This is a genomic window from Gillisia limnaea DSM 15749 (assembly GCF_000243235.1).
GTDB classification, from domain to species: domain Bacteria; phylum Bacteroidota; class Bacteroidia; order Flavobacteriales; family Flavobacteriaceae; genus Gillisia; species Gillisia limnaea.
On record NZ_JH594606.1, the window covers coordinates 1,139,386 to 1,163,381 of the forward strand.

25 protein-coding genes and 1 pseudogene are annotated in these 23,996 nt (G+C 34.0%); 4 read left to right on the top strand and 22 right to left on the bottom strand.

Annotated elements, in window-relative coordinates; translation table 11 throughout:
- Window positions 1-154: 154 nt before the first annotated feature.
- The 9 genes and pseudogenes from GILLI_RS06845 to GILLI_RS06875 all read right to left on the bottom strand — a co-directional run bounded on the left by GILLI_RS06845 (window position 155) and on the right by GILLI_RS06875 (window position 7,491).
- The gene (locus GILLI_RS06845; RefSeq protein ID WP_006988376.1) at window positions 155-658 is read right to left on the bottom strand and encodes a hypothetical protein; all 504 of its coding nucleotides are present in this window, start codon (window positions 656-658) and stop codon (window positions 155-157) included.
- A gap of 83 nt (window positions 659-741) precedes the next feature.
- A pseudogene (locus tag GILLI_RS19235) lies at window positions 742-2,313 on the bottom strand (IS1182 family transposase).
- Between the two features lie 233 nt (window positions 2,314-2,546).
- Window positions 2,547-3,383: a tetratricopeptide repeat protein gene (locus GILLI_RS06855; protein ID WP_006988377.1), complete on the bottom strand. Its 837-nt coding sequence runs from the start codon at window positions 3,381-3,383 to the stop codon at window positions 2,547-2,549.
- Between the two features lie 152 nt (window positions 3,384-3,535).
- Complete coding sequence (locus tag GILLI_RS06860; protein WP_006988378.1) at window positions 3,536-4,525, bottom strand: AbiTii domain-containing protein; 990 nt, start codon at window positions 4,523-4,525, stop codon at window positions 3,536-3,538.
- A gap of 179 nt (window positions 4,526-4,704) precedes the next feature.
- Window positions 4,705-4,875, bottom strand: coding sequence for a hypothetical protein (locus GILLI_RS18520; protein ID WP_169312726.1), 171 nt, complete (start codon window positions 4,873-4,875; stop codon window positions 4,705-4,707).
- A 74-nt stretch (window positions 4,876-4,949) separates the two neighbouring features.
- Entirely contained in the window at window positions 4,950-5,120 is a 171-nt protein-coding gene (locus tag GILLI_RS18525) for a hypothetical protein (RefSeq protein WP_006988380.1), read from the bottom strand.
- A 157-nt stretch (window positions 5,121-5,277) separates the two neighbouring features.
- Window positions 5,278-5,832, bottom strand: a complete 555-nt coding sequence (locus GILLI_RS06865; protein WP_156798651.1) for a hypothetical protein — start codon at window positions 5,830-5,832, stop codon at window positions 5,278-5,280.
- A gap of 146 nt (window positions 5,833-5,978) precedes the next feature.
- Entirely contained in the window at window positions 5,979-6,533 is a 555-nt protein-coding gene (locus GILLI_RS06870) for a hypothetical protein (RefSeq protein WP_006988382.1), read from the bottom strand.
- Between the two features lie 205 nt (window positions 6,534-6,738).
- The gene (locus GILLI_RS06875) at window positions 6,739-7,491 is read right to left on the bottom strand and encodes a CPBP family intramembrane glutamic endopeptidase (RefSeq protein WP_006988383.1); all 753 of its coding nucleotides are present in this window, start codon (window positions 7,489-7,491) and stop codon (window positions 6,739-6,741) included.
- Between the two features lie 284 nt (window positions 7,492-7,775).
- On the opposite strand from GILLI_RS06875, the gene GILLI_RS06885 reads away from it, so the two are divergent.
- Window positions 7,776-8,609, top strand: coding sequence for an IS110 family RNA-guided transposase (locus tag GILLI_RS06885; protein ID WP_245545610.1), 834 nt, complete (start codon window positions 7,776-7,778; stop codon window positions 8,607-8,609).
- A 331-nt stretch (window positions 8,610-8,940) separates the two neighbouring features.
- On the opposite strand, the gene GILLI_RS06890 is transcribed toward GILLI_RS06885, so the two are convergent.
- Together GILLI_RS06890 and GILLI_RS06895 are read right to left on the bottom strand one after the other, a co-directional pair.
- Complete coding sequence (locus GILLI_RS06890) at window positions 8,941-9,624, bottom strand: DUF6891 domain-containing protein (protein WP_006988385.1); 684 nt, start codon at window positions 9,622-9,624, stop codon at window positions 8,941-8,943.
- A 168-nt stretch (window positions 9,625-9,792) separates the two neighbouring features.
- The gene (locus tag GILLI_RS06895) at window positions 9,793-10,125 is read right to left on the bottom strand and encodes a hypothetical protein (RefSeq protein WP_006988386.1); all 333 of its coding nucleotides are present in this window, start codon (window positions 10,123-10,125) and stop codon (window positions 9,793-9,795) included.
- 205 nt (window positions 10,126-10,330) lie between these two features.
- On the opposite strand from GILLI_RS06895, the gene GILLI_RS06900 reads away from it, so the two are divergent.
- Entirely contained in the window at window positions 10,331-11,497 is a 1,167-nt protein-coding gene (locus GILLI_RS06900; protein ID WP_006987510.1) for an IS4 family transposase, read from the top strand.
- 1,039 nt (window positions 11,498-12,536) lie between these two features.
- On the opposite strand, the gene GILLI_RS17665 is transcribed toward GILLI_RS06900, so the two are convergent.
- The 11 genes from GILLI_RS17665 to GILLI_RS06960 form a co-directional block, all read right to left on the bottom strand.
- Window positions 12,537-13,994 carry a serine hydrolase domain-containing protein gene (locus tag GILLI_RS17665; RefSeq protein WP_006988388.1) on the bottom strand — a complete coding sequence of 486 codons (1,458 nt, stop codon included), beginning with the start codon at window positions 13,992-13,994 and terminating at the stop codon, window positions 12,537-12,539.
- A 253-nt stretch (window positions 13,995-14,247) separates the two neighbouring features.
- Window positions 14,248-14,784, bottom strand: coding sequence for a hypothetical protein (locus GILLI_RS06915; protein ID WP_006988389.1), 537 nt, complete (start codon window positions 14,782-14,784; stop codon window positions 14,248-14,250).
- A gap of 216 nt (window positions 14,785-15,000) precedes the next feature.
- On the bottom strand, window positions 15,001-16,098 hold the full coding sequence (locus GILLI_RS06920) for a serine hydrolase domain-containing protein (protein WP_006988390.1): 1,098 nt from the start codon (window positions 16,096-16,098) through the stop codon (window positions 15,001-15,003).
- Window positions 16,099-16,103: 5 nt separating this feature from the next.
- On the bottom strand, window positions 16,104-17,576 hold the full coding sequence (locus GILLI_RS06925; RefSeq protein WP_006988391.1) for a S41 family peptidase: 1,473 nt from the start codon (window positions 17,574-17,576) through the stop codon (window positions 16,104-16,106).
- A 91-nt stretch (window positions 17,577-17,667) separates the two neighbouring features.
- Window positions 17,668-18,276, bottom strand: a complete 609-nt coding sequence (locus GILLI_RS06930; RefSeq protein ID WP_006988392.1) for a GntR family transcriptional regulator — start codon at window positions 18,274-18,276, stop codon at window positions 17,668-17,670.
- Window positions 18,277-18,473: 197 nt separating this feature from the next.
- The gene (locus GILLI_RS06935; RefSeq protein WP_006988393.1) at window positions 18,474-19,136 is read right to left on the bottom strand and encodes a hypothetical protein; all 663 of its coding nucleotides are present in this window, start codon (window positions 19,134-19,136) and stop codon (window positions 18,474-18,476) included.
- 362 nt (window positions 19,137-19,498) lie between these two features.
- Window positions 19,499-19,996, bottom strand: a complete 498-nt coding sequence (locus GILLI_RS06940) for a hypothetical protein (RefSeq protein ID WP_006988394.1) — start codon at window positions 19,994-19,996, stop codon at window positions 19,499-19,501.
- Window positions 19,997-20,483: 487 nt separating this feature from the next.
- Window positions 20,484-20,912, bottom strand: coding sequence for a hypothetical protein (locus tag GILLI_RS06945; protein WP_006988395.1), 429 nt, complete (start codon window positions 20,910-20,912; stop codon window positions 20,484-20,486).
- Window positions 20,913-21,110: 198 nt separating this feature from the next.
- The gene (locus GILLI_RS06950; RefSeq protein WP_006988396.1) at window positions 21,111-21,497 is read right to left on the bottom strand and encodes a hypothetical protein; all 387 of its coding nucleotides are present in this window, start codon (window positions 21,495-21,497) and stop codon (window positions 21,111-21,113) included.
- A 325-nt stretch (window positions 21,498-21,822) separates the two neighbouring features.
- Window positions 21,823-22,032, bottom strand: a complete 210-nt coding sequence (locus tag GILLI_RS06955; protein ID WP_006988397.1) for a helix-turn-helix domain-containing protein — start codon at window positions 22,030-22,032, stop codon at window positions 21,823-21,825.
- A gap of 3 nt (window positions 22,033-22,035) precedes the next feature.
- Entirely contained in the window at window positions 22,036-22,572 is a 537-nt protein-coding gene (locus tag GILLI_RS06960) for a DUF2975 domain-containing protein (protein ID WP_006988398.1), read from the bottom strand.
- 643 nt (window positions 22,573-23,215) lie between these two features.
- On the opposite strand from GILLI_RS06960, the gene GILLI_RS19025 reads away from it, so the two are divergent.
- Both GILLI_RS19025 and GILLI_RS19030 read left to right on the top strand, forming a co-directional pair.
- Window positions 23,216-23,668 carry a tyrosine-type recombinase/integrase gene (locus tag GILLI_RS19025; protein WP_280985177.1) on the top strand — a complete coding sequence of 151 codons (453 nt, stop codon included), beginning with the start codon at window positions 23,216-23,218 and terminating at the stop codon, window positions 23,666-23,668.
- Between the two features lie 134 nt (window positions 23,669-23,802).
- Window positions 23,803-23,922, top strand: a complete 120-nt coding sequence (locus tag GILLI_RS19030) for a hypothetical protein (protein ID WP_280985178.1) — start codon at window positions 23,803-23,805, stop codon at window positions 23,920-23,922.
- The last annotated feature ends 74 nt before the right edge of the window (window positions 23,923-23,996 follow it).

Below are 23,996 nucleotides of genomic sequence, written 5' to 3' on the forward strand. Positions count from 1 at the left end.
TTTAATGAAGGCTAACGTCTCATATAAAAACTGTGCGAGCTTGCCGGCGATGATTGTCCGCAGGAAAATCAGACGCTGCAAACGATCACAGACTTTCGATTTAAGATAGGTTTTAGCATTGTTTTTATATTTTGTTGTACAACGTTTTGTATTACTACCTTAAGGTTAATTCAATCAGCTTCTGAAATTCCTTTGCAGCTTGTTGGGAATTATGCTCTCGATATTTGTTATCATCGTTGAAATAAAAGTCCGCCATTTTTATTTCTTTTTCTGATCCTTTCTTCATCAATTTTACCTCGTAAAAATCGTAGTGGACGTTTTCCTTCTCAACTTTGAACTCAGAACCAAAAATTATTTCCTCCTTTGCCTCCAATTCCCGCCAAACTGCATCTAAATCCGTTTCCTTTCTGTCAGAAGTTTCACAGCAATTTATTTCTTTTACATACGATCCGTTTGCTTCTTTCCAGATTAGAAAAGATCTAATGCTACCAATTTTGCAACTGCACTCACCGATAATTTCACAGCCTATACATCCAGTTTTGTAGATCAGAACTTTGTCAGCGGCGGTATTGATTAGCAAATTCTGGGCATAGGAATTTACTGAGCTATCAACAGTTTGGAAAGTACGCTCCTGAGCATTAGAAAATCCAAAAAACATTATAAAATTTATAATTAAAAAGTAGTTCCTCATATTCGATTGGCTAAATGTTGTACAACGGCAGTCTGTCTAAAAACCTACGTTTACTGCCAATTATGGGCCAAAATAAGCTTTTTAACCGTGGGATTAGGAGTAGGGCTGAAATTAGGGTTTATAGTATCATTTGAATATAATGTCCTAAAAATGGCTTTGTAAGCCTGGATTAAGACAGATAAACAAAGAATCAACTGAGCATACATCTCCCGGAACCCTTTTTTACCCATCAGACTTAATATTCGTTTGAGATTGTAGGCTATAAAGATAAAGCCTACATCTGCAGAGGCTCGTTTCTTTCCCTTTTTGGAAAGGATATGATCAAAACCCCATTGCCGCTTTATAGTTCCAAAGGGATGCTCTACAATGGCTTGCCTTCGGCGATAGAGTTCAGGATCAGCCTCCATATTTCTTTTGTTCTCTTCATAAACCGGAGTGTATATGTTCCTTGCCAGGAGTCTCCCGTTTTTGGCCGTGGTGCATAACTCCCGCACCGGGCATCCGTTACATGCTTTTGTTTTATACTGTTTAAATTCAGACTGATTGGATTTTCCCCGGTGGTTGATGTAAAAGTTCCCATTGGTTTTCAGAAAATGATTCTCAGGACAGATGTAATGATCTTCTTGCGCATCGTACACAAAATGTTGAACATTATATCTGGTGTCCGGTGCATTGGAGGCCGTGGCAGGAATGGCAACCAGGGTTTTAATCCCTAAACCCCGGGCGATTTCCAGTTCAGAACCTGTATGATAGCCTTTGTCAAAAAGAGCGGTGAAATCAGTGTTCCCAAGAATAGATTTCGCCCTTCTCACCATAGCTCCCATCGCTTTTTTATCATTATGGTTTGTGACTTCATAATCGATGGGGATGCAGTGCTGCGCATCTACAGTAGACTGTACATTGTAGGCTACCTCTGTAATATTGCCCCGGAGAATCATCTGACGGCTTTCCGGATCAGAGGTTGAAATTTGTGATTCTCCTGTTTCTTCCAATTGTTGTTTCAGTTTTTTATAGCCTTCTTTTCTGCCGGTGTGAATGTCGCTATTCTTTTGGGCTTCCTGCTTTTCAGCCTCCCCATCGGCCCTGGCGATATCCTGGTTGTACTGCTCCAGCTTGTTGTCAATATACTGCAGGTGCCTGTCAATTTTTTTAGTGTTGAAATTGTTTTTTTGCTGTTCTGTGCCCGAAGTTTGGTGCCGTCACCGGCGATGATCTTACCGCCAATCAGGTTAAAGTTCCTGGCAAGTTGCACTGTGGCACGAAAGACCCTTTTTAATGGCATCGGGATTGTCCTTTCTGAAGTTGGCAATGGTATTGTGATCCGGGGAAAGTTGTTCAATGAGCCACATCATTTCAATGTTGCGCCTGCATTCCTTCTCCAAAATCCGGGAGGAACGTATCCGGTTCAAATACCCATAGATGAACAATTTGAGCAGTACCGCAGGGTGATAAGCGGGTCTTCCTCCTTCGGGAAAGCGTACCTTAAAACCCATTTTTTCCAAATCAAGGCTGTTGACAAAGAGCTCGATGGCACGGACTTCATTCTCTGTCTCAATACTTTCTTCTAATGAAACAGGAAACAAAGCAGCTTGTTTCCGATCTTTTCCTATAATAAATTTCATAGCATGAAGATAACCCAAAGTTACTAAAAAGAACGAAAACGATCCTGAAAAAGTAGTCAACAAAGTTGTTAAGAAAAAGGAAGGTTTTTAGACAGTCTGACGGTCTTGGTTAAGGCAAGTAGCGTGGGTTAATGACGTGAATTTGTCAGCTTAGTTGTTTGTTTATTGGTCTCTAAAATATAACTATTTGTTCAAATACCCGCTATTTGCGCTTAACCGATGTTGTGCTAAGTTTAATTCCATCTAACCTGATAAGGATATCTTTCATAAACGACATTATCCTCATTTATTGAAAACCCTTTTCTAGCATTTTCCTTTGCACTTTTATATACGCTCTCTGCTTCTTCTATTTCACCTAATTTATAAAGAGCTTTAGTTTTATAATATTGAACGTCAGAAAATTGAGGATATCGCTCTAAGGCTTGATCAAATAGTACTAAAGCCTCTTCATATTTCTTCAGTTCGTACTTACTAATTCCGTAATAAAAGAGGTCTAGATGGTGTAACCAGTCTTCACCTTTTTTATCAATAGTTCTCTCATAATCTTTCTCAAACAAATTTTCTGCTTTTTCAAATTCGCTTAGTTGCAAGTAACTTAACGCGATGTAAAAATTATATGAGTGATCCATTTCAAATCCGTATCCATATGTTTCTTGATAATCCGTAAAATCAATAATTGCGTCTTTATATTGCTTAGAAAATATACACTTTATAAATGCTCTGTATCGTTGCCATCTTTCAGGATTATACTTTACTGCTTTATCAATGAATGTCATTCCAACCTCGTATTTACCTTGTTTGAACAATGGCATAGCTTTCTGTTGCCAGAAATAAGCTATTGTGGAATCCACTTTCAATCCTTTGTCAATTTCGTTTTGCCAATCTTGCGAATAAACATCAGTCAGCCAAGCTCCGTTATTCAGATATATATCTTTTAAAGAATCTTGTTGTTTTTCGGTGAATTTTGGAATTGCATTTTCACTTGACAATTTTAAATTTTCTTCTTGTTTACAACTGTTCAAAGTAGAAATAAAAAGGAAAGTCAGAATGTATAATTTTAAATTTCTCAAATTTTGTATTAAATTTTGCACAACGTCTCGTATAAAAACAGTGCGAGCGGGCGAGCTTGATTGTTCACAGGACAATCGCAGCAAGCGGGCACCGACTTTCGATTTGAGACTGGTTTGAGCATTGTTTTTATATATTGTTGTGCCTAGTGCTTTTATATTTTGGATAAGATATCCTGTAATTTGTCAAGAACAAGTGGAGTATAAGCATTTGCTGTTATTCCTGTCAAAATCCCATTAATTGTGTGAATTGCGGTATTTATAATATTGAATTTTGGATTACTCCGATCAAGTTGTGTTTCTAATCGGTTAATCTCGTTGCAAACATCTTCTTTGTCTTCATTATTTAAACCGAAGTTCTCGAGATTTTCATTTAAAATTTGAATCAATTCTTGAACATCATTTTTAATATCGATATTAATTTCTTGATTTACGTCTTGACCTTGACTTATGTTAAGATTTGATTTTTCACCTTTAGAAACTGTTTTCATAGACCTATCTCCTATTTGTACATTCACAGTCTTACCTGAAATGGAACCAATTGTTTTTTCAAATAATTTATCTACATTCTTTTCCTTTACCATAATTGAATAATCTTCATTGTCACCAATTTCTTGGTTTAACTCCAGTAAAAAGGTCAGAAGATTACTTTTTATAGAGCTTAAAATGCCTTCTAATGAATTCAGGGATATTTTTTGCCACGCAGCATCGACTTCCCATCCGTTCGCAAGGCTCTCATTAAATTCTATATAGATGTAATGGGGAATATCTATATGATAGGATTTATCTTGAGCTAACATTCTTTCTATCTCAGAGACTTTAGAGGAAAATTCAAGTCTGGTCACTCTTTTATAGGTTTCTTTTTTTAAATATTCAATAGGTAGAGTTGTGTTATTTCGTGTCAAAAATCCGCCAAAACCTCTGTTCTGTACGAGATTTCCACTAACCGGTGTAGGAATTATTCTATACTCTGGAATATTGTTATCTTTATATCCATTAAGTTCAGAATCTACCCAGTTTTTCAATTTTTCATTTTTAATCTTGAAGGCTAAAACTTGCACCTTTAACAGCGTATCCTTTAATTTCTTCTCAGAGTCTACTAGGTCTTGAACTATTCCATCAATCCATTTAGAAGTATTTTTCATCGGTTTATTTTGGCATTAGGCACAACGTCTCGTATAAAAACAGTGCGAGCGGGCGAGCGAGATTGTCCGCAGGACAATCAGCGCAGCAAGCGAGCAGGGATTTTCGATTGGACACAGGTTTAAGCATTGTTTTTATATATTGTTGTAGCACGTTTCTCATTTATAGGGCATAATATATTTTAAAAGAAATTAATAGAAATAAACCCTATCAAGAGTCCCAGTCCGATGAGGAAAATTAAGTTTCTGGGCTTTTTGTCTTCCTTTTGTTCTTCCTTTAAATCGGTTTTACAAAATCTTATTAATACCCACCATAAAAATCCGCCAAATTCACCAAACAGTTCGAATTCCATTATAAAAATTTTGAGTTTAAAATTGATGTCAGTCAGCAATTTGGTTTATTTTGTTTTTGGAGCTACTATAGCAATTAAAAGAACTTAACTGAAATAAATCCGATTACAAGTCCCAGGACGATTAAGAAGAAAAGATTTCTAGCCCATTTGTCTGGAGTATGTTCTTTCTTTAAGTCCGTTTTCCCAAACTTGATGGTAAGCCACCAAAGAAACCCTCCTAAATCTGAAAATATTTCATATCTCATTTGTCCGCATTTTGGTTGAATGTGCTACAACGTCTCGTATAAAAACAGTGCGATCCAGTGCGCGTGATTGTCCGCAGGACGATCCGCTAAGCAAGCGAGCACAGAGTTTCGATTCAGGAACAAATTAAGCATTGTTTTTATATGTTGTTGCCCGTAGTTATTTTTTCGTCAATTCAGTTTTTAAATCCATAAAGGAGCTCCATTCAAAAGAATTATAATCAATGATTACCAAACTTGAGTCACTTGCAATTACACTATTATAATATCCATCAATTGGTATGTTGTCATTTTTCATTTTATTTTTTAGAAGATCACTAAAAATTGTTTCTACTAATTTCTTTTCGTTTTCACTTAATTTAATGCTGTCAATTTTATTCTCAAGGGACTTATATTCGTACCACTTTTTATTCATTTTCGTATCATCTGGTGGTGGAGGCGGAGTAGTTTTTCCTACATATCTTTTGTAATTAGCGAAAATTTCATCCTTATATTTATAAATATCAATTACATCTACATCTCCACCCCATTCTCCATATTTATCATCTTCTCTTAAAAATTCAATTTTTGAGATCTCACTGAGAATTCCGAGTTTTATCTCTTCAGAATCTTTATAATCAGTCTCGAATCCCTTTTTCGAATCAGATTTTTCGTTTGTACAACTTATAAGTAAAGCTATAAAGATTATAGTAAAATAGTTAGTCAGTTTTTTCATAATTACGGGCAACGGTTTGGCTATGGTTTGTTGCGGAAAATGTCCGAAGGACTTTTCCGCTGTAGCCGAAAGATAGCAAAACGGCGAGAATTTTCGGCAGAAAATTCCGCCGCAATGAACTATAGCCGTTGTTGCCAACAGTTTTTTCATCTAGTAAATAGTGTCAAATAATGTACTGAAAATATCAGTCGGCTATTTTTGTCTTTTAAATCTATATTATCAATATTTTTTGCAAATCCAGCAACAATGGAAGGCATAATATCTCTTGTATTGGATAAACTTTGCGCATAATCCTCTATAAAATCTGATTCTTTTCCGAGTTCTTTTAAATAGATCAGATAAGGCTCTTGTCCGATATTGTAAATTTCTGAATCTTCTGGTTTTCCTTTCCAGGTTGACCAAATTTTTGAAAAAACGCCTAACTTTTTTATTTTCCGAGTTAGTGAATCAATTCCGTTTGGAATTGGAATAGATTGTCTCTCGCTCAAACCTTTCCAAACCTCACTTGAATAATCTTTATAAGCTTTTTCCACAACATTTGTTTTGTATTCAGATTCTAGAATTTGGTCAAACTCATTTATAATCCAATTCAAGTCGCTTATCTCCGATTTCGTGAAAATTCCGTTCGGGTTTTCGATTTCAGCAGTTTTTTCGCAGGCTGAAAAAATAGTTAGAATTAATATTAGAATAGTTTTTTTCAAATTGTTGGCAACGGTTTGTATATGAAACGTAGCGTGTAAATAGACACGAACTTTTCGGATTATACACGAGCCGAATTTTTTAATTTTCTTTTTATCTTATTTTCTCAAAAGCCAAATTAAAAAATTTGGTGGACTTTGCAAATACACACAAACCTCTCGGAAAGCCTGTAATAGCTATGTTTTATATATGTTGTTGTGTGCAGTTTTAATTCCCGATGATAGGATAAAAGATGCAATAAGTCATTCCTAAATTGAAAGCTAAATGACATAATATTGCTCCCAAAATCGAACCTGAACGTTTTCTGCAAACGTAAAATAAAATACTTATAATAAACATACTCAACACCCAAATCAGAGTTGGTATGAAAAGAAATTCCCATTGTTGATTGTGATAAACTAATCCAAAATGTGAAATATGAACAATAGCAAATGCTGAACTATCAATTAAAGATGCTTTTTTGTTGCTAACTGAATTGGCAAAACTAGAATGGACTATTCCTCTAAAAAAAAGTTCTTCTCCAATTGGGCTAAACGTCATTGCAATAACAGCTGAAATACCGAACATAACAAGTCTGCCTTTTTCATCGATTTCTTGCGGAATATTATAAGATTTTCCAATATAGTTATACCAATTTTCAAAAGAATTACCGTATAAAGTTTCTCCGAGGAAGTAAAGCAAAATACTAAAAATAGCACCAATTATAAAAGCTATAATCAACCAATGATTATTTGTGGGTTTTTTTATTCCGATTTCTTTTCTGCCGTATTTACTTAAAAATATGAATGGTGCAATAACCATAATAAGCATAGTCATTCCTACAGATTGCATATTGCCAATCACATTGCCGTGTAAAACCAAAATAATACGAGGAATACAAATTATCAAAATTAAAAAAAGTCCAAATCTCCAGTCAAAATTGAAAAATTTACTCCAAAAAGGTTTTAATTCATTTTCCATTTTTTGCTATATATTCTATATTTATGATGGTTTGGTCAAATTGCACACAACGGTCTTCTTTACTTTATCACCGCTATTAAAGTAGTTGTTATTTTTACTAAGAAACAAGAGGAGAACTAAAACGGTCTTTGGAATAGTAGTTCCTTTATCCGTATCAGTCCTCTTGTCCCTCTTAGGTTGCTTTAGGACCATTTGGAATACCAGGAATCTCTTCCTATTAAAGGTGATAGTCATTGCAACATTTATTAATCATCCCTTTCTAAAAGGGAACAATATTTAAAAATATGAAAAATTACGTAGATGTGATTGGTATCGATGTATCAAAATTAACCATCGATGCTCATATTCATAAAAGAGCAGTACACCGGGTGTTTTCTAATACTCCAAAAGGTTATAAGGCACTTCTTTCTTGGACAGAAACATATATGGAAGAACAATCCTATTTTTTCTGTTTTGAAAATACAGGACATTACTCTACAAACCTGAGTGTTTACTTATCAGAAAACAATAAAGATTATGTTGAAGAAAGTCCTTTAGCAATTAAAAGATCAGCAGGAATTGTTAGAGGAAAAACAGATAAACTTGATTCAGCTATGATTGCGAGATATGCTTGGCTTTACAAAGAAGAACTTGTTTTAAGTAGTCCAAAAGAACAAGTCATCCAAGAACTAGGACGCCTGTTATCCTTTAGAGAGCAGTTAGTAAGAGATCGTACAGGTAAAATGAGTAGTCTTAAAGAAATGCAGAATTTGCTTAGTAGTCCATCGACTGATGATTGCTGCAAGATCATCAAGAAGACGATTCATTATCTGACAAAACAAATTGTAGCACTAGAGAATCGCATTAAAAAACTTATGAAGAAAGATGAGCCGTTGCAAAGGAATTATGAGCTTTTAAACACTTTAAAAGGAGTTGGACTAATACTGTCTTGCCAAATCTTATATCACACGAGCAACTTTAAACGTTTTGATAGTTGGCGACAGTTTTCGAGTTATTGCGGGGTTGCACCTTTTGAACATAGTTCTGGGACCAGTATACATCGAAAAAACAGAATTCATCACATAGGCGACAGGAAAATGAAAACGCTCTTAACACTTGCCAGTGTGAGCGCTATATAGTGCGACAAAGAACTAAAACAATATTATAAGAAAAAAGTTGCAGAAGGAAAACCGAAAATGGTAGCTTTAAATAACGTACGAAATAAGATTTTATCAAGAGCTTTTGCAGTGGTGAAAAGAGGGACACCATATGTAGAACTTCAGAAATTTGCAGCTTAGAAATTATCAATAAACTATTAGGATTTGACCTTGGAATACGGTTAAGGCAAGTGGCGTGGGTTAGGACGTATATTTGTCAGCTTAGTCGTTTATCAATTGGTCTCTAAAATAATACTTTTTACTAAAATGCCCGCTATTTGCGCTTAACCGATGTTGTGTGTAGTGCTTTAAGCTACCATATTTTCCAAAATGGTTTTTTATTTTTATTCAAAATGTCAGAATTTTTTGGTTTATGATACTTTTCCATAATCTGAAATACTCGACCATAATTGTAATCAATATTGTCAACTGTTTTTTTCCAGTCAATATCTAAAATTTCAATCCTCGTATCTATTGAGCCATTCCATTTCGTGTTAAATCCATATTTCGTCAAAACTCCGATAATTTTTTCACCAATTTCTTTCGCAAGTTCGTTATCACGATTATAACTGTCAAATCCTATGAACAGCATTTTTTCTTCTCCAATTGCTCTTTCTAAATCCTGTGTGTGATAATAGCAATATCCTTTGGCATTAATCCCTATTTCTTTTAGTTTATCAATAATTTCTGTGCAATCACCTTCTCCATCACTTTTCGTATATCCAGCTTTGTGAAGAGAAACAATTTTATCTTTGTTAAGTTCATCAAAGGATTTAACCAATCTATCAAAATCAGTTGGCTTTCCCCATTTTAGACTTTCATTTTGATGTTTTTTTAGTCTGATATCGATTTCTTTTTTCAGCCAGTTTTCATCGAAGTCATCCTCATCATAAAACATTTCACTTATGCTTTCAAGTAAATCATCTCTATCTTCAAATCCAAAAAGCACATCTTTTTGAAGTTGTTCGACTGCTTCGTTTTCGATTTCTTGTCTCATTTTGTATCGATGTTCATTGTTTTTTTTGCATTACACACAACGTTGATGTGTATGAGACGTTGCGTGTCTCACACACGAACCATCAAAAGTACAAAACTCCGCTGGAAAATTCCCAAGAATTTTCCAGATAGGCGCAGACCCAGCAATGGCTTATACACCGTGTTGCCATTAGTTTTTTATCTTTATTAAATCCATCAATGTTCCTTTGTAGTTTTGGCCATATTCATTTTCTATTTTGACATCTACCTTAACCTTTGTTAATTCATTTTCTAATTTGGTCTTATATAAAAACGTGCCATTTTTCTTTTTTAAAGTATCAGGATTTACTTTTTCGCCATTTACAATACTATCAAACTTTATAAAATAACTTTTTGTTGGGTTATATCCTAAAACCATAATTTGCATTTCATAATCAGAGTCAGCTTTTAGAGTGTTATTAGGGCTATTTACAGTTTTTAAAAAAATACTGTCAAAAACATATTTATTATTTATTTCCGCCACAATTTTTTTCAGACTGTCATTTTCCGCGCGCAGATTTTCGATTTCTATAATCCTATTTTCCGATTGATTATTATTTGAACAATACTAGTGATGCGTTAACTTTTTTATTTTTCAACTAAAACCTCTATCCAGGGGATTTTGAAAGCGTTCTTTGATTTTTTGATTTGAAATGAATTCTAGCTTAGTAGTCTAAAACTAGACCGCTATGAATTCTGGAAAATACGTTTTTGCCCAAACACTGGACTATGTGAACAGGTATGAGTTCGGGAAGTGCGTAAAACGGTACAATGGCGACTACAGAACCCGTGATTTCAATTGTTGGAATCAGTTCGTTCAGTTGTTTTTTGGCCAGTTGACCTCCCGCAATTCCCTAAGGGACATCGCTACCTGCCTCAGGGCACACAAAAGCAAGCTATATCATTTGGGAATGAACGGTTATGTCAATCAGTCCTCATTGTCCCGTGCCAATGAGGGTAGGGACTGGAGGATATTCGCAGACTTTGGAGAATACTTGATCGGTCAGGTGCGTCCTCTGTACACCGATCATCCCATACCCAACATCAGGTTGGAAAATGAGGTTTTTGCGTTGGACTCGACCACGATCTCCCTTAGCCTTGTCCTTTTTCAATGGGCGCCGGGAAAGTATTCCCGGGGAGCCGTAAAGATCCATACCCTGCTCGATCTCAGGGGTAGCATACCATCTTTTGTGTTGATCACCGATGGGAAATACCACGACAGTAACGTACTGGATGTATTGGTGCCGGTATCAGGAGCAATCTATCTGATGGACAAAGCTTATATAGACTTTGAAGCGCTCTACCGCATACATCTTGCAGGGGCTTCTTTTATCTCAAGGGCCAAATCCAATATGGACTACACGGTCACTGGCCAGAATTACAATATAAACCCCGTGACAGGTTTAAAAAGTGACAAGACCATACTGCTCAATGGATATAAATCCAAAAGGTTATATCCAGAGCCACTTAGGTTGGTAGAATACCACGATGTAGAGAAAGATATTACATTGTACTTCTTGACCAACAATCAAGAAGTGTCCGCTCTAGAGATAACAAAACTGTATAGAAACAGGTGGCAAATAGAGGTGTTCTTCAAGTGGATAAAACAAAACCTGACCATAAAAAAACTATGGGGGCATTCTGAAAATGCAGTAAACATCCACGTATGGATGGCAATTTGCACTTACTTAATCGTAGCTCACATAAAACATTCGTTACGCAGCAGCCTATCCATATATGAGATCATACAAATACTAAGTATATCGGCGATGGATAAATCCTCCATAAAAGAATTGCTTACAGAAGAATTTTCAAATCAAAATTTCAATGAACAAAAAAATTTATTTGACAACTAATTATTAACGCATCAGTAGTATTTGAACAACTTGAAATTAATAAAATTAGAAGTACAATTATTGTCGATTTGTTCATTTTTTTTTCAAATTAATGGCAACGTCTCGTATAAAAACTGTGCGAGCTGGAGAGCGTGATTGTCCGCAGGACAATCCGCTGAGCAAGTGAGCAAGGAGTTTCGATTAAGCACTGATTTAGCATTGTTTTTATATATTGTTGGCAACTGGCTTTTGTTCTAATTCTTATTCGCTAATTCGTCCCGATTGGCCATAGCCATAATTCACATTAGATATTCGTTAATAAAATAAATTAAAAAAAGAGGTGCTGCAAGCGATGCCAAGATATAGAAGTAAGAGGCAATTTTAAAAAATAAAGTTAGTCGCAATTGTTTTTGGAGCACAATTTCCTTTCTATCTCTGATTTGATACAAATAAAAATTAAACAATAGCATTCCTCCGGAAAGAACCAAGAAAAATTCAGGTAAAGGAGAGAAATCAATTCTCAAAAAATAAAAGATCAGAATGACAATAAAAGAAAGATTTACAGCTTGTGCAGTAGAAAGTATTATTATCGGAAAATACTCGGGAGTATCATCACTGTTCTTTTTCAAATTATAATAGTAAAGAAAAAGTTTGTCATAAAAGTTAATTATTCGACTCATTTTATTTCATTACAGATTTTTTTTGCTTGTTGCCAACGTCTCGTATAAAAACAGTGCGAGCTGGCGAGCGTGATTGTCCGCAGGACAATCCGCTAAGCAAGCGAGCACGGAATTTCGATTTGAGCCAGGTTTAAGCATTGTTTTTATATAATGTTGGCTGGAGTTCTTTTAATTTTAGTGCTATTTAGATTATTATTTCTATAAAGGGCTATTAGAATATTTTTAAACTTTCTGGAACAACTGATAAATGTTTTCCATTATAAAGATGTTTAATTTCTCTTTCTTCCATTCCAGAGAAGGACTGTTTATACCAAATCGCGTAAACTAACCCTTAGAAAACAGTGCGAACTGGCAGGTGCTCCCCTTGGATTATGCCAATTTTATTGACTCAATTGTTCCACCATCTTTTTTGAATAATCCAATAAACGTTGATCGTTCTTTACTAGATCGACCATTTGTTTATAATGTTCAACTGCCTTTAAGTTATTCCCTTTAATTTTATAATACTGAGCTAATCCAAAATAACCGCCGTAATATTTTGGGAATTGTATTTTAAGGAGAGTAAAAACATTAAAAGTGTTTTTATCTTCTTTTTTACTCAAATATTTAAAGCCTAATGTTAATAAATCTTTTTTATTTATATGATTATTTTCTTGATTTAATATTAGCTTGTTGTAGTATTCTTTAATATTCTCACTCCCATTATCACTTATTTCTTTTTCCAATAAAAAATCAATAGGCATTGGTATACTATTTTCAGAATACAAACTTGCCAGAACCAAAGCTTTCCGTTCTAACTCTCTACTATTGTGATCTTCAGTATTTGTGTAAATAGCAACTGCAATTTTCTCCGATGGAATTCGCAACACAAAGCTTCTAAAACCTGTTGTGCTTCCACCGTGTAATAAGTACTCTACACCATCTCTAAAATCAATATTCCATCCGAATCCGTAGCCGTTTCCTTGAGTTTTACCATTTTGATCCCAATTGGAAAAAGCATCAGTTATTAAATTCTCTTTTACAAGTCTTTCATTGTATAGACTTTTGTCCCAATTAAGATAATCACTAACCGAAGAATAAATTCCACCATCCCCTTGAACGGCCGACCAGGCATTGTGGTCTTTATTTATATATTTTGTATCGTTGAAAACATAGCCTAAAGCACGATTTTTTATTATTAAATCCTTTAAATAAACCGTACTACTGGTCATACCTGTTTTTTTAAAAATTTCTTTGTCCATAAAATTTTTGAAAGTTTTGCCAGATACTCGTTCCATTATCAAAGCTAAAATTGCATAGCCTGAATTACTATACTGAAATTGGGAATTGGCCGGAAATAAAAGGCTGTCCTGCTCTTTTAGAAGATTAAGCACATCTTTATCGACTATCTGTTTTTCTGAATCTTTTGGATATAGCTGGAAATAACTTTGAAGACCTGACCGATGCAATAATAAATCTTTAATGGAAATTTCTTTGCCGTAAGCCGGAAATTCAGGAATTACTTCTGTCAGTTTAGTACTATAATTTAACTTTCCCTGATCAATTAAAACTAAAATTCCCATAGCGGTAAATTGTTTTGTCACTGAACCAATTCTATAATTTGTTTCACAAGTAGCTAAAACCTTATTTTCCAAATCGGCATATCCAAAACTTTGACAATCTTTTAGTTTACCATCCTTTATTACTATAAAACTTGCACTTGGATTTTCTCCAAAATAATTTTGGAAGAGATAATCTACTATGCTTTGTTTATCAGTTTGCTGTTCAATGGTTTTTTCCGATGATTTACATCCAGAGATAATAAAAAAAAGAATCAATGTTAAATGTGCAATTCTCATTTTAAAACTGTGCTTAATTATTAAATTAAATCTAAATACTACTGAGAATGTGTAGTTGATGTATTTAAAACTTGTTTGCTTTTTCCGTATTTATTGAATTACAGCCAACGTCTAATATAAAAACTGTGCGGGCTTGCCGGCGAGGATTTTCCGCAGGAAAATCAGACGCTCCAAACGATCACGGACTTTCGATTAAAGACAGACCTTCGCATTGTTTTTATATATTGTTGGCGGTAGTTTTAATTTCTTCCTTTTACCCTAATCCGTTTATATCGAGCTCAAAAAGTTCCTCAACGTCCAAGTTAATTTTGATTTCCCAATGATAACTGCAACCGTCTAAAACCATTTCTTTTTCTTTCTTCCAATTATCACTTTCGTCTTTATGATACCCCTTAATTCGGTCCATAAGGGTATATCTATCCCAATTGAAGGTTGCGTAAATAATCTTGCTGCCGTCACTGCCTATATATCCAAAATATTGTCTTCTGTAGGAATTTAGGTTTTTGTGAATTATTGGACAATTATGAACTTGATTTATCAGCTGGTTATTAATTGTCTGTAAATTCCGTTTCAATATATTTTCTGCTTTTTCAATATCGTCAATTGTTGGTGTGAATCTTTCTTTATCTCCAAGGCATAGGAAACAAATTCCGTTTTCCGAAAATATTACTCCCGTTACTCGACCTTTTTCAATTACAGTCGAATAATCTGTCGGTTTTTCAACTGTCTCGAAAGTCGGTTTACACGAGACTAAAAGGAAAAGGATTAATATAATTATTATTTTTCTCATTTCAAATTACCGCCAACGTCTCTGTATATGGCTCGTAGCGTGCAAATTAAACAATTAGTTTCGGATGAAGCACGAGCCGAATTTTTAAATTTTTTCTTTTTATCTTTTTTTACTAATAAGCCAAATTTAAAAATTTGGCGGACTGGCAAATATACCTTAACTTTGAATTAAGCAACTACCTAGTTATGAGCTACATACGTTGTTGTGCCTCGTTTTTTACTCACTTTTCTTTTCAAAATAGTTCCACACTTCGTTCCCAAGTCTTTCTCCATTTTCTGAATTTGTAAAAAGTACATATCCCCATTTTTTAGATATATCCATCAAATAGTAGCAAGTAAAACCGTCATTACTTCCACCGTGAAAATATGTTGAATTATAGGGTTTATCGGCAGTTATATAGCCTAAAGTGTAATAGACATTTATACCAGTCGAAGATGTTGATATTGTTGAACGATGTTTAAATAATTCATTATAACTTTCTTTGGATAATATTTCTTTGTTCATTACCCCAATCATCCATTTTGAAAAATCTATAGGTTCAGAATGAATAGATGAAGACGAAACAAATACACCTTTATCTTTTTTATACCAATAGTTGTTTTTTAAATCAATCCATTCACATTGGTTGTTATAGGGTTCTGCTTTATGTTCATTCGTGTAAGATGTTGGAATAAAAACAGTATGTTCTAGTTTTAACGGTTTCGCAACTTTTTTTTGAAAAAGCATTTCCAAACCGTTCCAATCTGTATCTTCTATTTGTTTTAAGACCATAGCTAAATATTGATATCCTTCTCCCGAATATTCATAATCTGTATCAGGTTCAAATTTTATTTTAAGTTTCTTGTCTTCTTCATTTTCCCTCCAGTTTGGAAATCCAGACCTATGACTTAAGACCATTCTAGCCGTAATTTTTTTATACCTGTCATCGTAAGCGATATCTTCATATGGTAAATATTCAAATAATGGCTTGTCTAAATCCAATTTGCCTTCTTCAACAAATTTCATTACAAAAAAAGCAAATACCGATTTTGATATTGATGCACCTTCAAAAATTGTTTTTTCAGTAATAGGTATTTTCTTTTCAAGGTTTGCAAATCCAAACGTTTCGTGATAAACTACTTTGCTGTCATTTATAACCGCAATTGAAAGTCCTGGAATATTTAAAGAATCCATTCTTGATTTTAAGAAAGTATTTATCGAATCTGTTTTAACGTCAAATCCTGCTAGGTTTATAATTTTCTTCTGTGAATGACAGCTCGTAAATGAGATTACCAGTACTAAGAAAATTAAGAGATTTTGTATTTTTTTTATCATTTTAATTATTTTTTAAGTAATAGTTTTTCCAAAACAAACTCCATCATATGATCTCTTTTATTGACTATATTTTCAATAGAATTTGATATTTCATAATCTGGTATTGTACCCCTTCTTTTTAGATGTTCATCTATAGCAATGTCAGAATGCATTAAAGGAATAGATATGGCAACGTCTGTATTATCTCCTTTTACATAAATCCTGTTAATGCCATTTCCCACTCCAGCTGTACCAAAGGTTTCCTTACCTACTAAGATTGCATTAGTATATTCTCTAAATAAAGCTGGTGCTGCACCACCTGCCGAAGCTGCGCCTCCATCTATTAAAACTATTATTTTACCATCAAAACTATATTTATCAATTGGTTCGAAAACTTTTAACTCGGTCAGATAGTCAAATTTTGTCACTTTATAATTTCCATTTGCTTTTCTTTCTAGCCCGTATTGAGAATTAAAATTAAGCGTATCTCCTATGGTTTTTAAGTAATATTCATCATTTCCTTTAGTTGTAATTTCATTAGTTGGTCTAAATGGTTTTTTCACAAAGTATCGTAATAAATGTGCTGCATTACTGAGTTTTCCACCATCATTATCTCTCAAATCTACTATCAGAGTTTTTACATTATTATCTGCTATTTCTTTAAAACTTTTGGCATAGTAATCTGGATAAGTGCTTTCCGGTTCTTGAAAGTTATCCTTAAAAAATCGCGTTAATTGCAAGTAGGCATATTGTTTAGCATTATCAATTTTAAAATCGAACGCTTTTGGTTTGTATTTACTATTATTATTACCATATCTTTTCAGCTCTTCAGTTAAATATTCTTTTTTTGGCAAAGCTGATATTTGCGCGGTCATTATTTGTTTTGTCTGAAAATCTCGGTAGGTTAATTGATAAGTAGGTTTATCCTCAAAAACAAAGGGGTATATTTTATGAAATGCCCTGTAAGAAACACCTAAATAATGTTCCATACCCGATGTGCTTAGTCCATCAGCAGAATAGTGCTTAAACATTTCTATGACAATTTTGTTACTTAAATTCCCATCGATAGAAAGGATTTCTGAGCCTTCTGAGATAGGTTCTTTGCACATAGCTCTAGTGATGTAAACTCGGTCATTCTTGACAAAAACTTGAAATGGCAGCCACTTGTATGTAGACATCTTTTTACCTAAACTTCTGAATGGATGTGCATCAGTATGGGCATCACGAATATTTGCCACAAGTTTAAGTATAAGTTTGTAATAATCCTTTGGTTCTAAAGGTTGTGAAGCGTCAATTATCAAATGATTTATAAATCGTTCAAATTCTTCAGGGGTTTGATATTCATATATTCCCAGATGAGTTTTAATTAAGGCATCTTTAAATTTAAGAATATCCTTTTTCATTTCTTCTGGTTGATACACAATACTGTCCTGAGCAAAAATTGACGATGAAATTGTCAATATCAATAAAAAGGATAGTTTGAATAAGTTATTTTTCATTTATATGTAGTTTTTAAAAAAGCTAAAGTCAGTAGATTTTAATCTTTTAATAAGATTTCAAGCAATTGAGTACCTTACTTGAGTGTTGATGTCATAATTTTAAAAAATCCAATACTTGTAGCCAGTTGAGCTTTAATATCTTCACAGCGTCTTTGATTTGTCCATTTTCTAAATAATTTATGATTTGATTGTGTTGTTGATTTAAACTATTATCTAAACTCATAAATTCTAGTTCATAAAAGAATATTCTCGTTTTTAAATCAAGTAAAATTTGCTGAGCAGTCTCATTCTTATATTGAGAGGTTAAAATGTTATGAAAAATAATATCTTCATTAACCCTATCAATTGCATTATTTGAAGTTTCAATCTTTTCTTGCTGTTTTTTCAGCTTTTTGATTATTGATTTTGAGTACACAGAGTTTTCTATGGCCAAAGATTCTAAAGTAGCAACAAGTTGATATAAATCTTTTGCTATTACGTTGTTCAGTTCAGGAATTATGAAACCTCGATTTGGTGCGGACTTAATAATTCTTGATTGTTCTAATTGTGTTAAAGCCTCTCTTATCGGTGTAACGCTTACTTCTAAATCTCTTGCAATTGAAGCCAACGATAAAGATTCTCCCGCTTTTAGTTCTCCTGTTTTCATCTTATCCAAAATCAGCTCTCGTACTTGATTTCGATAGGTAATTTTTGTTATCATAAATCAAATATAGTATATCGTATACGATTTTTAAAATATTTACGATTTTTTTTGGAAATGAGGCACAACGTCTCGTATAAAAACAGTGCGAACGGGCGAGCGTGATTGTCCGCAGGACAATCCGCTAAGCAAGTGAGCACGGTGTTTCGATTCAAGACTGATTTAAGCATTGTTTTTATATACTGTTGCCACACGTTTTATTTTTTATTCGCTATAAATTCATCGGCAATTATATAAGGTTGACCAAGGTTATAGTTATCCGGACTGGCATCTTCATTTCCAAAAATCAGAAGTTTGGCATTTGGTCGATTTGCATAACCCTTATCATAGCTATCAATTTCCTTTTTCACTTTAAAGTCTACTCCGTGTTTTTTACACACTTTTTCAATCGGCTCTTTCAAAGGCTTTGGAACCGATATATTACGTTTTCCATTTTCTTTGTAATATTTATTCAAAGCCCAAAAAGTTTTATGCAGTGGAATCCAATTACCAGCAATTTTTTCATATTCAAAAAATAAATCACCTATAAATTCACTGGGGTTTTCTGGAAACTTTATTAATTCACATTCTAAATTTGGCTGATTATACATCCATAGTAATGGATGATCATTCAAAATTTTTAATTTAATATACGGCAGGTATAAGTCCTCAAAAATTCCTTTAAAATCAATTGTTCTGTGAGCAATTAAATTCCAGTGCTCCACATTATAAGTTTTCCCATTATCATCTCGCTCCTCAATAACAAAATTGAATTCCATTGTTTTAAATTGACCGATTTCACCTTTCAAATTTGTCAAATGAAAATGTCCATTTTGATAGAATTCTATTGTGTTTGTCAGTTCAATTAGTTTTTCAATCATTGGATTTCTTTAATTCTGACTAACGTCAAATTTACTATAATTTTCCTACACAAAAATTTTACTCGTTATCTCAAGAAATTAACAGGTTTTTTCTTGTGTGGGGAATTCTGACTAACGTCAAATTTACTATAATTTTCCTACACAAAAATTTTACTCGTTATCTCAAGAAATTAACAGGTTTTTTCTTGTGTGGGGAATGTGTGGCAACGTTTGGTATAAAAACAGTGCGGTGACAGGCGAGATTGTCCGCAGGACTATCAGCGCTGCAAGCGAGCACGGACTTTCGATTCAAGATCAAATTGAGCATTGTTTTTATATGTTGTTGCCACACGTTTTTTTAGCTTAATTATAATATAAAACGTCTATTTTTCAATCAAATAACTTATTAAAAAACCTGTTATAAAAGTAATTATCGCAATTATCCATCTAAATCTAATATCCCAATTACCGAGTCTTAAATTATCCTTTGTCAGGTTTCTTATTTGGTCTTCTTTATCCCTAATAGACTTTTGATATTCAGAATGTTCATTTTGAAATTTAAGATTTTCTATCTCTAATTTTTCTCTTTCTTGACGGTTTAATTCAAGTTCACTTTTATATGATTTTTGGTCGGCTAAATGTTTCAACCAACCACCCTTCATAAATACTTCATATCCAAACTCTGTTACGACACATAATTCGTTGATTCTATAAATTAGATCTCTCGACTGCATCTCATCAGCAAACTTTTCACTTTCAAATTTGGAATAAATACGATCACCTTCAATATCTACAAAATTCGACGCAAACATTTCTTGCTTTTTGGTTTTGCAAATAATATTTAGATTAGTATCTATTAGTTCATTTATTCTACTAACCATAGTTTAATAGTTGTTGGTTGGTTCAAATTCTGACTAACGTCAAATTAAGTTAATTTTAGTCCGTAACCCTTTATTTATAAGCCTTTGCCACATCTTCAAATCAAATATTTTTTTAAAAAAGCCTATAAAATTTTACGTTAGCCCAAGAAATTAACAGGTTTTTCTTGTGTGGGGAATGTTCTGACTAACGTCAAATTAAGTTAATTTTAGTCCGTAACCCTTTATTTATAAGCCTTTGCCACATCTTCAAATCAAATATTTTTTTAAAAAAGCCTATAAAATTTTACGTTAGCCCAAGAAATTAACAGGTTTTTCTTGTGTGGGGAATGTGTGGCAACGTCTCGTATAAAAACAGTGCGAGCGGGCGAGCGTTACTGTCCGCAGGACAATCAGCTCAACAAGCGAGTACGACGTTTCGATTCAACAATGGTTCAAGCATTGATTTTATACATTGTTAGCCACTGGATTTGGTCAGTAACAATATTTATTAATTGAATTTATATCTAATTCCGCCAAATCCGTTAATGAATAAATCTTCGTAATCAACTTCATACATTGCCTGTAACTCAATATGAAATGAGAAATTATTTAAACTCTCAAATGGCGTAAATTGAACACCAATCGGCACCACAACACCGTTTAAATTATTTACAACAACTCCTCCTCCGACATATGTCCGATATTTCTCTCTTCGTAAGAAATTGTAATTGAGAACTGCTTCTGCAGTTACGTTCTCGAGTGATGTGCCTGAATAAATCCGTAATTCTGTCCATAATTTTTCATTAAAATCGTATCCGACACCAACCTTTGAATTGGCAGAATTTCCGAAATATGAAACGCTTAACTGTGCTTTAGCTTGGTTAAAAGAAAACAGGAGAGATAAAATAAAAATTGCTTTTAATGTAATTTTTGACATAGTTGTAATTTAAGTTATATAGGAATTAAAATTGATTACTAATGTTTGATCTAGTGGCTAACGTTGATGTGTATGAGCCGTTGCGTGTCTCAAACACGAGCCATTAAAAGTACAAAACTCCGCTGGAAAATTCCCAAGGATTTTCCAGATAAGCACAGACCCAGCAATGGCTTATACACGGTGTTGGCAAATCGTTTTTTATTTCGTTTCTAAATTCAAATTTTCCAGCACAGTATTTAATTCCACAAGAGATTTTTTTTCAATCAGTTCCGTATTAATTCTCAATTCGGTCGAGTCAGTTTTAAGGACATAATCTCCAGCAAACTTTTTAATCCGCTTTATTTCGTTCAGATTTATTTTTTTCGGAATCAAGTGGTTTTTTGAGATAATTCCGTTTTCTATAGTCAGGTATTGCTTATTATTTTCAAAGAGATAAGTTACGAAATATAAAATTCCGATTATTAAATATCCATAGTTAAAAACATTGTCCGAGTTAAAGATAACTGCTATTGTTCCGAATACTAACCATACTATTCCGAAAATCAAATAATGTTTAAGTCGTTTTTTTGTAAATCGTATTTTCATTTTTTTTCAATTGTCTTATATTGTTTGTTTCGTATTTTAATCTTTCTAAATTTAGTAATTAGTTAAGGAACAGAAATTCCAGTAAATATTTTCAAATTCAGATTTTAATTCTGGCAACTTTTTTTTTATAAATAATAACAAACTTTTGTGAAAGCTTGAATTTTATTGGTGCTCGAAAATGTTTGCCAACGTTTAGTATATGAAAAGTAGGCGATTTCGAAACACGAAACTTTCGGTTAAGCACAAAGTTTGAAACGAGCCACAAGCATTGAATGCACTACTGTTTCGCCTATTTTTTATATACATTGTTAGCGGGTCGTTATTATTATTCATCATTGGTATATTCTAAAATGTCTCCTGGCTGGCAATCCAACACATCACAAATTGACTCCAATGTACTAAATCTGATTGCTTTTGCTTTTCCTGTCTTTAAAATAGAAAGGTTCGATAAAGTCAGCCCAACTTTTTCTGAAAGTTCATTCAGTGACATCTTCCGCTTTGCCATCATAACGTCTAAATTTACAATGATTGCCATAGCTTATACAGTTAAGTCGTTTTCGTTTTGTAATTCAATACCTTTCTTGAAAATGAAAGCAATTGCAAATAGTATTGCCGTCATTAGCAAGTACGCCCCACCGTCATTCCAATATCTTTCAACAATTCCAACATTATACCCTTTATCAGATAATTGGCTGACAATTTCTTGTGCTACGATGCTGATAATTGCGATTGAAAGAGTGTAATAAGTGATTTTTGTGATGATTCCACTTACATTCTCACTGAATGGCTTTGTTATGTTTAGTGTTTTGAAAAGCTTTAGTACAACAAAGAAGAGGTACGCTTTTAATGCTGAAATCACTACAATTAGAGCAAATACCAACGTGTAGATTGACTTACTTTTTAAGTAGAGTTCTGAAAGGTCAAGCCCAAGATGAAGATTATGAGTTGCAATGGGTTTAAACAAACTGAAAACGTAGTTGAATATCAACGCACCCGTTTGGATGCAGTACCCGAAGAAAATCAGCCAACAAATGACCTGAATTCCTTTCCAAATGAAGTTGTTTCTTTTTGACATATCTTTTAATGAGTTAAAATCGATGTCGCAAAGATATTACTTATTTATTGAAAAACAATAAATATTTATTGATTTGTGAAATATATTTGCCGAATTACAGTAGTCAGCTATTATAATTGATTGATTATCTGATATTTAATTTTAGTTTGTAAGAGCAAAAAAAATGTTTTGTTTAGTACTGGTCTTTTTTTTGGAAGGGTTGTTTTTTTTCAATGCCCGCTAACGTTTTTGTGTATGGACCGTTGCGTGTTAAAGCACGAACCATTAAAAATACAAAACTACGCTGGAAAATTCCCAAGAATTTTCCAGATGAGCACAGACCCAGCAATGGTTTATACACGGTGTTGAACGAATCCTCCCTACGGTCGGAAGCTCTCCTGAACTATTCAATTTGGATCTTTTGTTTATAAAAGTAATGGATTTATTAATTTGTAGCTAAACTTTAAATCTTTTATCATGTTTAAAAAAAAGTAAGACCATTGCTGAACAGGCCTTTTCAGAGGTAGAAGGCTTCAGTACACTCCAGAACAATCTAGAACAAAGCTTTTCCATCAATGGCAAGGCAAAGAGCACCCTAAACAATTACCTCAGATGCCTGGCGCACCTTGCCCTGCACTATAATCAAAGCCCAGAGAAGCTCTCGGTGGAAAACATTGAGCAATACCTTTATTATTGCCAAAAACTCCACAAGACCCCTTCTGAAAGCTTCTTTAAGCACACCGTTTTTGGCCTTAGAGCTGCCTACAAGGTAATGGGCATGGAGACCAAGCGAGTGGCCCTGCCACAGATCAAGCGGGACCTTAAATTGCCAACCGTCCTGAGCCAAAAAGAAATCAAACGGCTTTTAAATGCGCCCAAATATCTCAAACATCGTTTGATCATTGGAATGCTGTATGGCTGTGGACTTCGCAGCTATGAACTGTGTAACCTAAAATTAGCTGACATTGACTTTGACCGCAGAACAGTCTTTGTTCCCAAAAAGAAGGGCAAGACCGATCGCTATGTTCCCTTGAGCAAACATTTGGACAGAGGACTAAAAGAAGTACATCAAAAACAGAAAAACCCCCAAATCTATCTTTTTAACAGTCAGGTGTAACAAAAGATGGGAAAGCGCGGGGGCTGACCACCAACGGAATCCGTTGGGTGATCAAAGGGAAAACCGGAGCAAGATAGGCAGTTACCAAAAAAATTACCGCCCATACGCTACGGCACAGCTTTGCTACGCATTTGTTGGAATATGGCGTTGACATTGTCAGCTTAAAGGAACTTTTGGGGCACGCCCATATCGAGATGACTTTGACCTACCTCCATGTAGCTAATTTGCCAGTGGCTCAAAGTTTTCTCCCCTAGACAAGCTCTACAAGTAATCGCCCCCAGACATACGGTAGCTGACATTCTGGAAATAGAACAGCTACAGCTCAAAA

Bases quoted from the DNA above. Each gene is read 5' to 3' on its own strand.
- GILLI_RS06845 (WP_006988376.1), bottom strand. From the start codon at position 658: ATGTTTTTTGGATTTTCTAATGCTCAGGAGCGTACTTTCCAAACTGTT.
- GILLI_RS06860 (WP_006988378.1), bottom strand. From the start codon at position 4,525: ATGAAAAATACTTCTAAATGGATTGATGGAATAGTTCAAGACCTAGTA.
- GILLI_RS18520 (WP_169312726.1), bottom strand. From the start codon at position 4,875: ATGGAATTCGAACTGTTTGGTGAATTTGGCGGATTTTTATGGTGGGTA.
- GILLI_RS18525 (WP_006988380.1), bottom strand. From the start codon at position 5,120: ATGAGATATGAAATATTTTCAGATTTAGGAGGGTTTCTTTGGTGGCTT.
- GILLI_RS06865 (WP_156798651.1), bottom strand. From the start codon at position 5,832: ATGAAAAAACTGACTAACTATTTTACTATAATCTTTATAGCTTTACTT.
- GILLI_RS06875 (WP_006988383.1), bottom strand. From the start codon at position 7,491: ATGGAAAATGAATTAAAACCTTTTTGGAGTAAATTTTTCAATTTTGAC.
- GILLI_RS06885 (WP_245545610.1), top strand. From the start codon at position 7,776: ATGAAAAATTACGTAGATGTGATTGGTATCGATGTATCAAAATTAACC.
- GILLI_RS06890 (WP_006988385.1), bottom strand. From the start codon at position 9,624: ATGAGACAAGAAATCGAAAACGAAGCAGTCGAACAACTTCAAAAAGAT.
- GILLI_RS06900 (WP_006987510.1), top strand. From the start codon at position 10,331: ATGAATTCTGGAAAATACGTTTTTGCCCAAACACTGGACTATGTGAAC.
- GILLI_RS17665 (WP_006988388.1), bottom strand. From the start codon at position 13,994: ATGAGAATTGCACATTTAACATTGATTCTTTTTTTTATTATCTCTGGA.
- GILLI_RS06915 (WP_006988389.1), bottom strand. From the start codon at position 14,784: ATGAGAAAAATAATAATTATATTAATCCTTTTCCTTTTAGTCTCGTGT.
- GILLI_RS06920 (WP_006988390.1), bottom strand. From the start codon at position 16,098: ATGATAAAAAAAATACAAAATCTCTTAATTTTCTTAGTACTGGTAATC.
- GILLI_RS06925 (WP_006988391.1), bottom strand. From the start codon at position 17,576: ATGAAAAATAACTTATTCAAACTATCCTTTTTATTGATATTGACAATT.
- GILLI_RS06930 (WP_006988392.1), bottom strand. From the start codon at position 18,276: ATGATAACAAAAATTACCTATCGAAATCAAGTACGAGAGCTGATTTTG.
- GILLI_RS06935 (WP_006988393.1), bottom strand. From the start codon at position 19,136: ATGATTGAAAAACTAATTGAACTGACAAACACAATAGAATTCTATCAA.
- GILLI_RS06940 (WP_006988394.1), bottom strand. From the start codon at position 19,996: ATGGTTAGTAGAATAAATGAACTAATAGATACTAATCTAAATATTATT.
- GILLI_RS06945 (WP_006988395.1), bottom strand. From the start codon at position 20,912: ATGTCAAAAATTACATTAAAAGCAATTTTTATTTTATCTCTCCTGTTT.
- GILLI_RS06950 (WP_006988396.1), bottom strand. From the start codon at position 21,497: ATGAAAATACGATTTACAAAAAAACGACTTAAACATTATTTGATTTTC.
- GILLI_RS06955 (WP_006988397.1), bottom strand. From the start codon at position 22,032: ATGGCAATCATTGTAAATTTAGACGTTATGATGGCAAAGCGGAAGATG.
- GILLI_RS06960 (WP_006988398.1), bottom strand. From the start codon at position 22,572: ATGTCAAAAAGAAACAACTTCATTTGGAAAGGAATTCAGGTCATTTGT.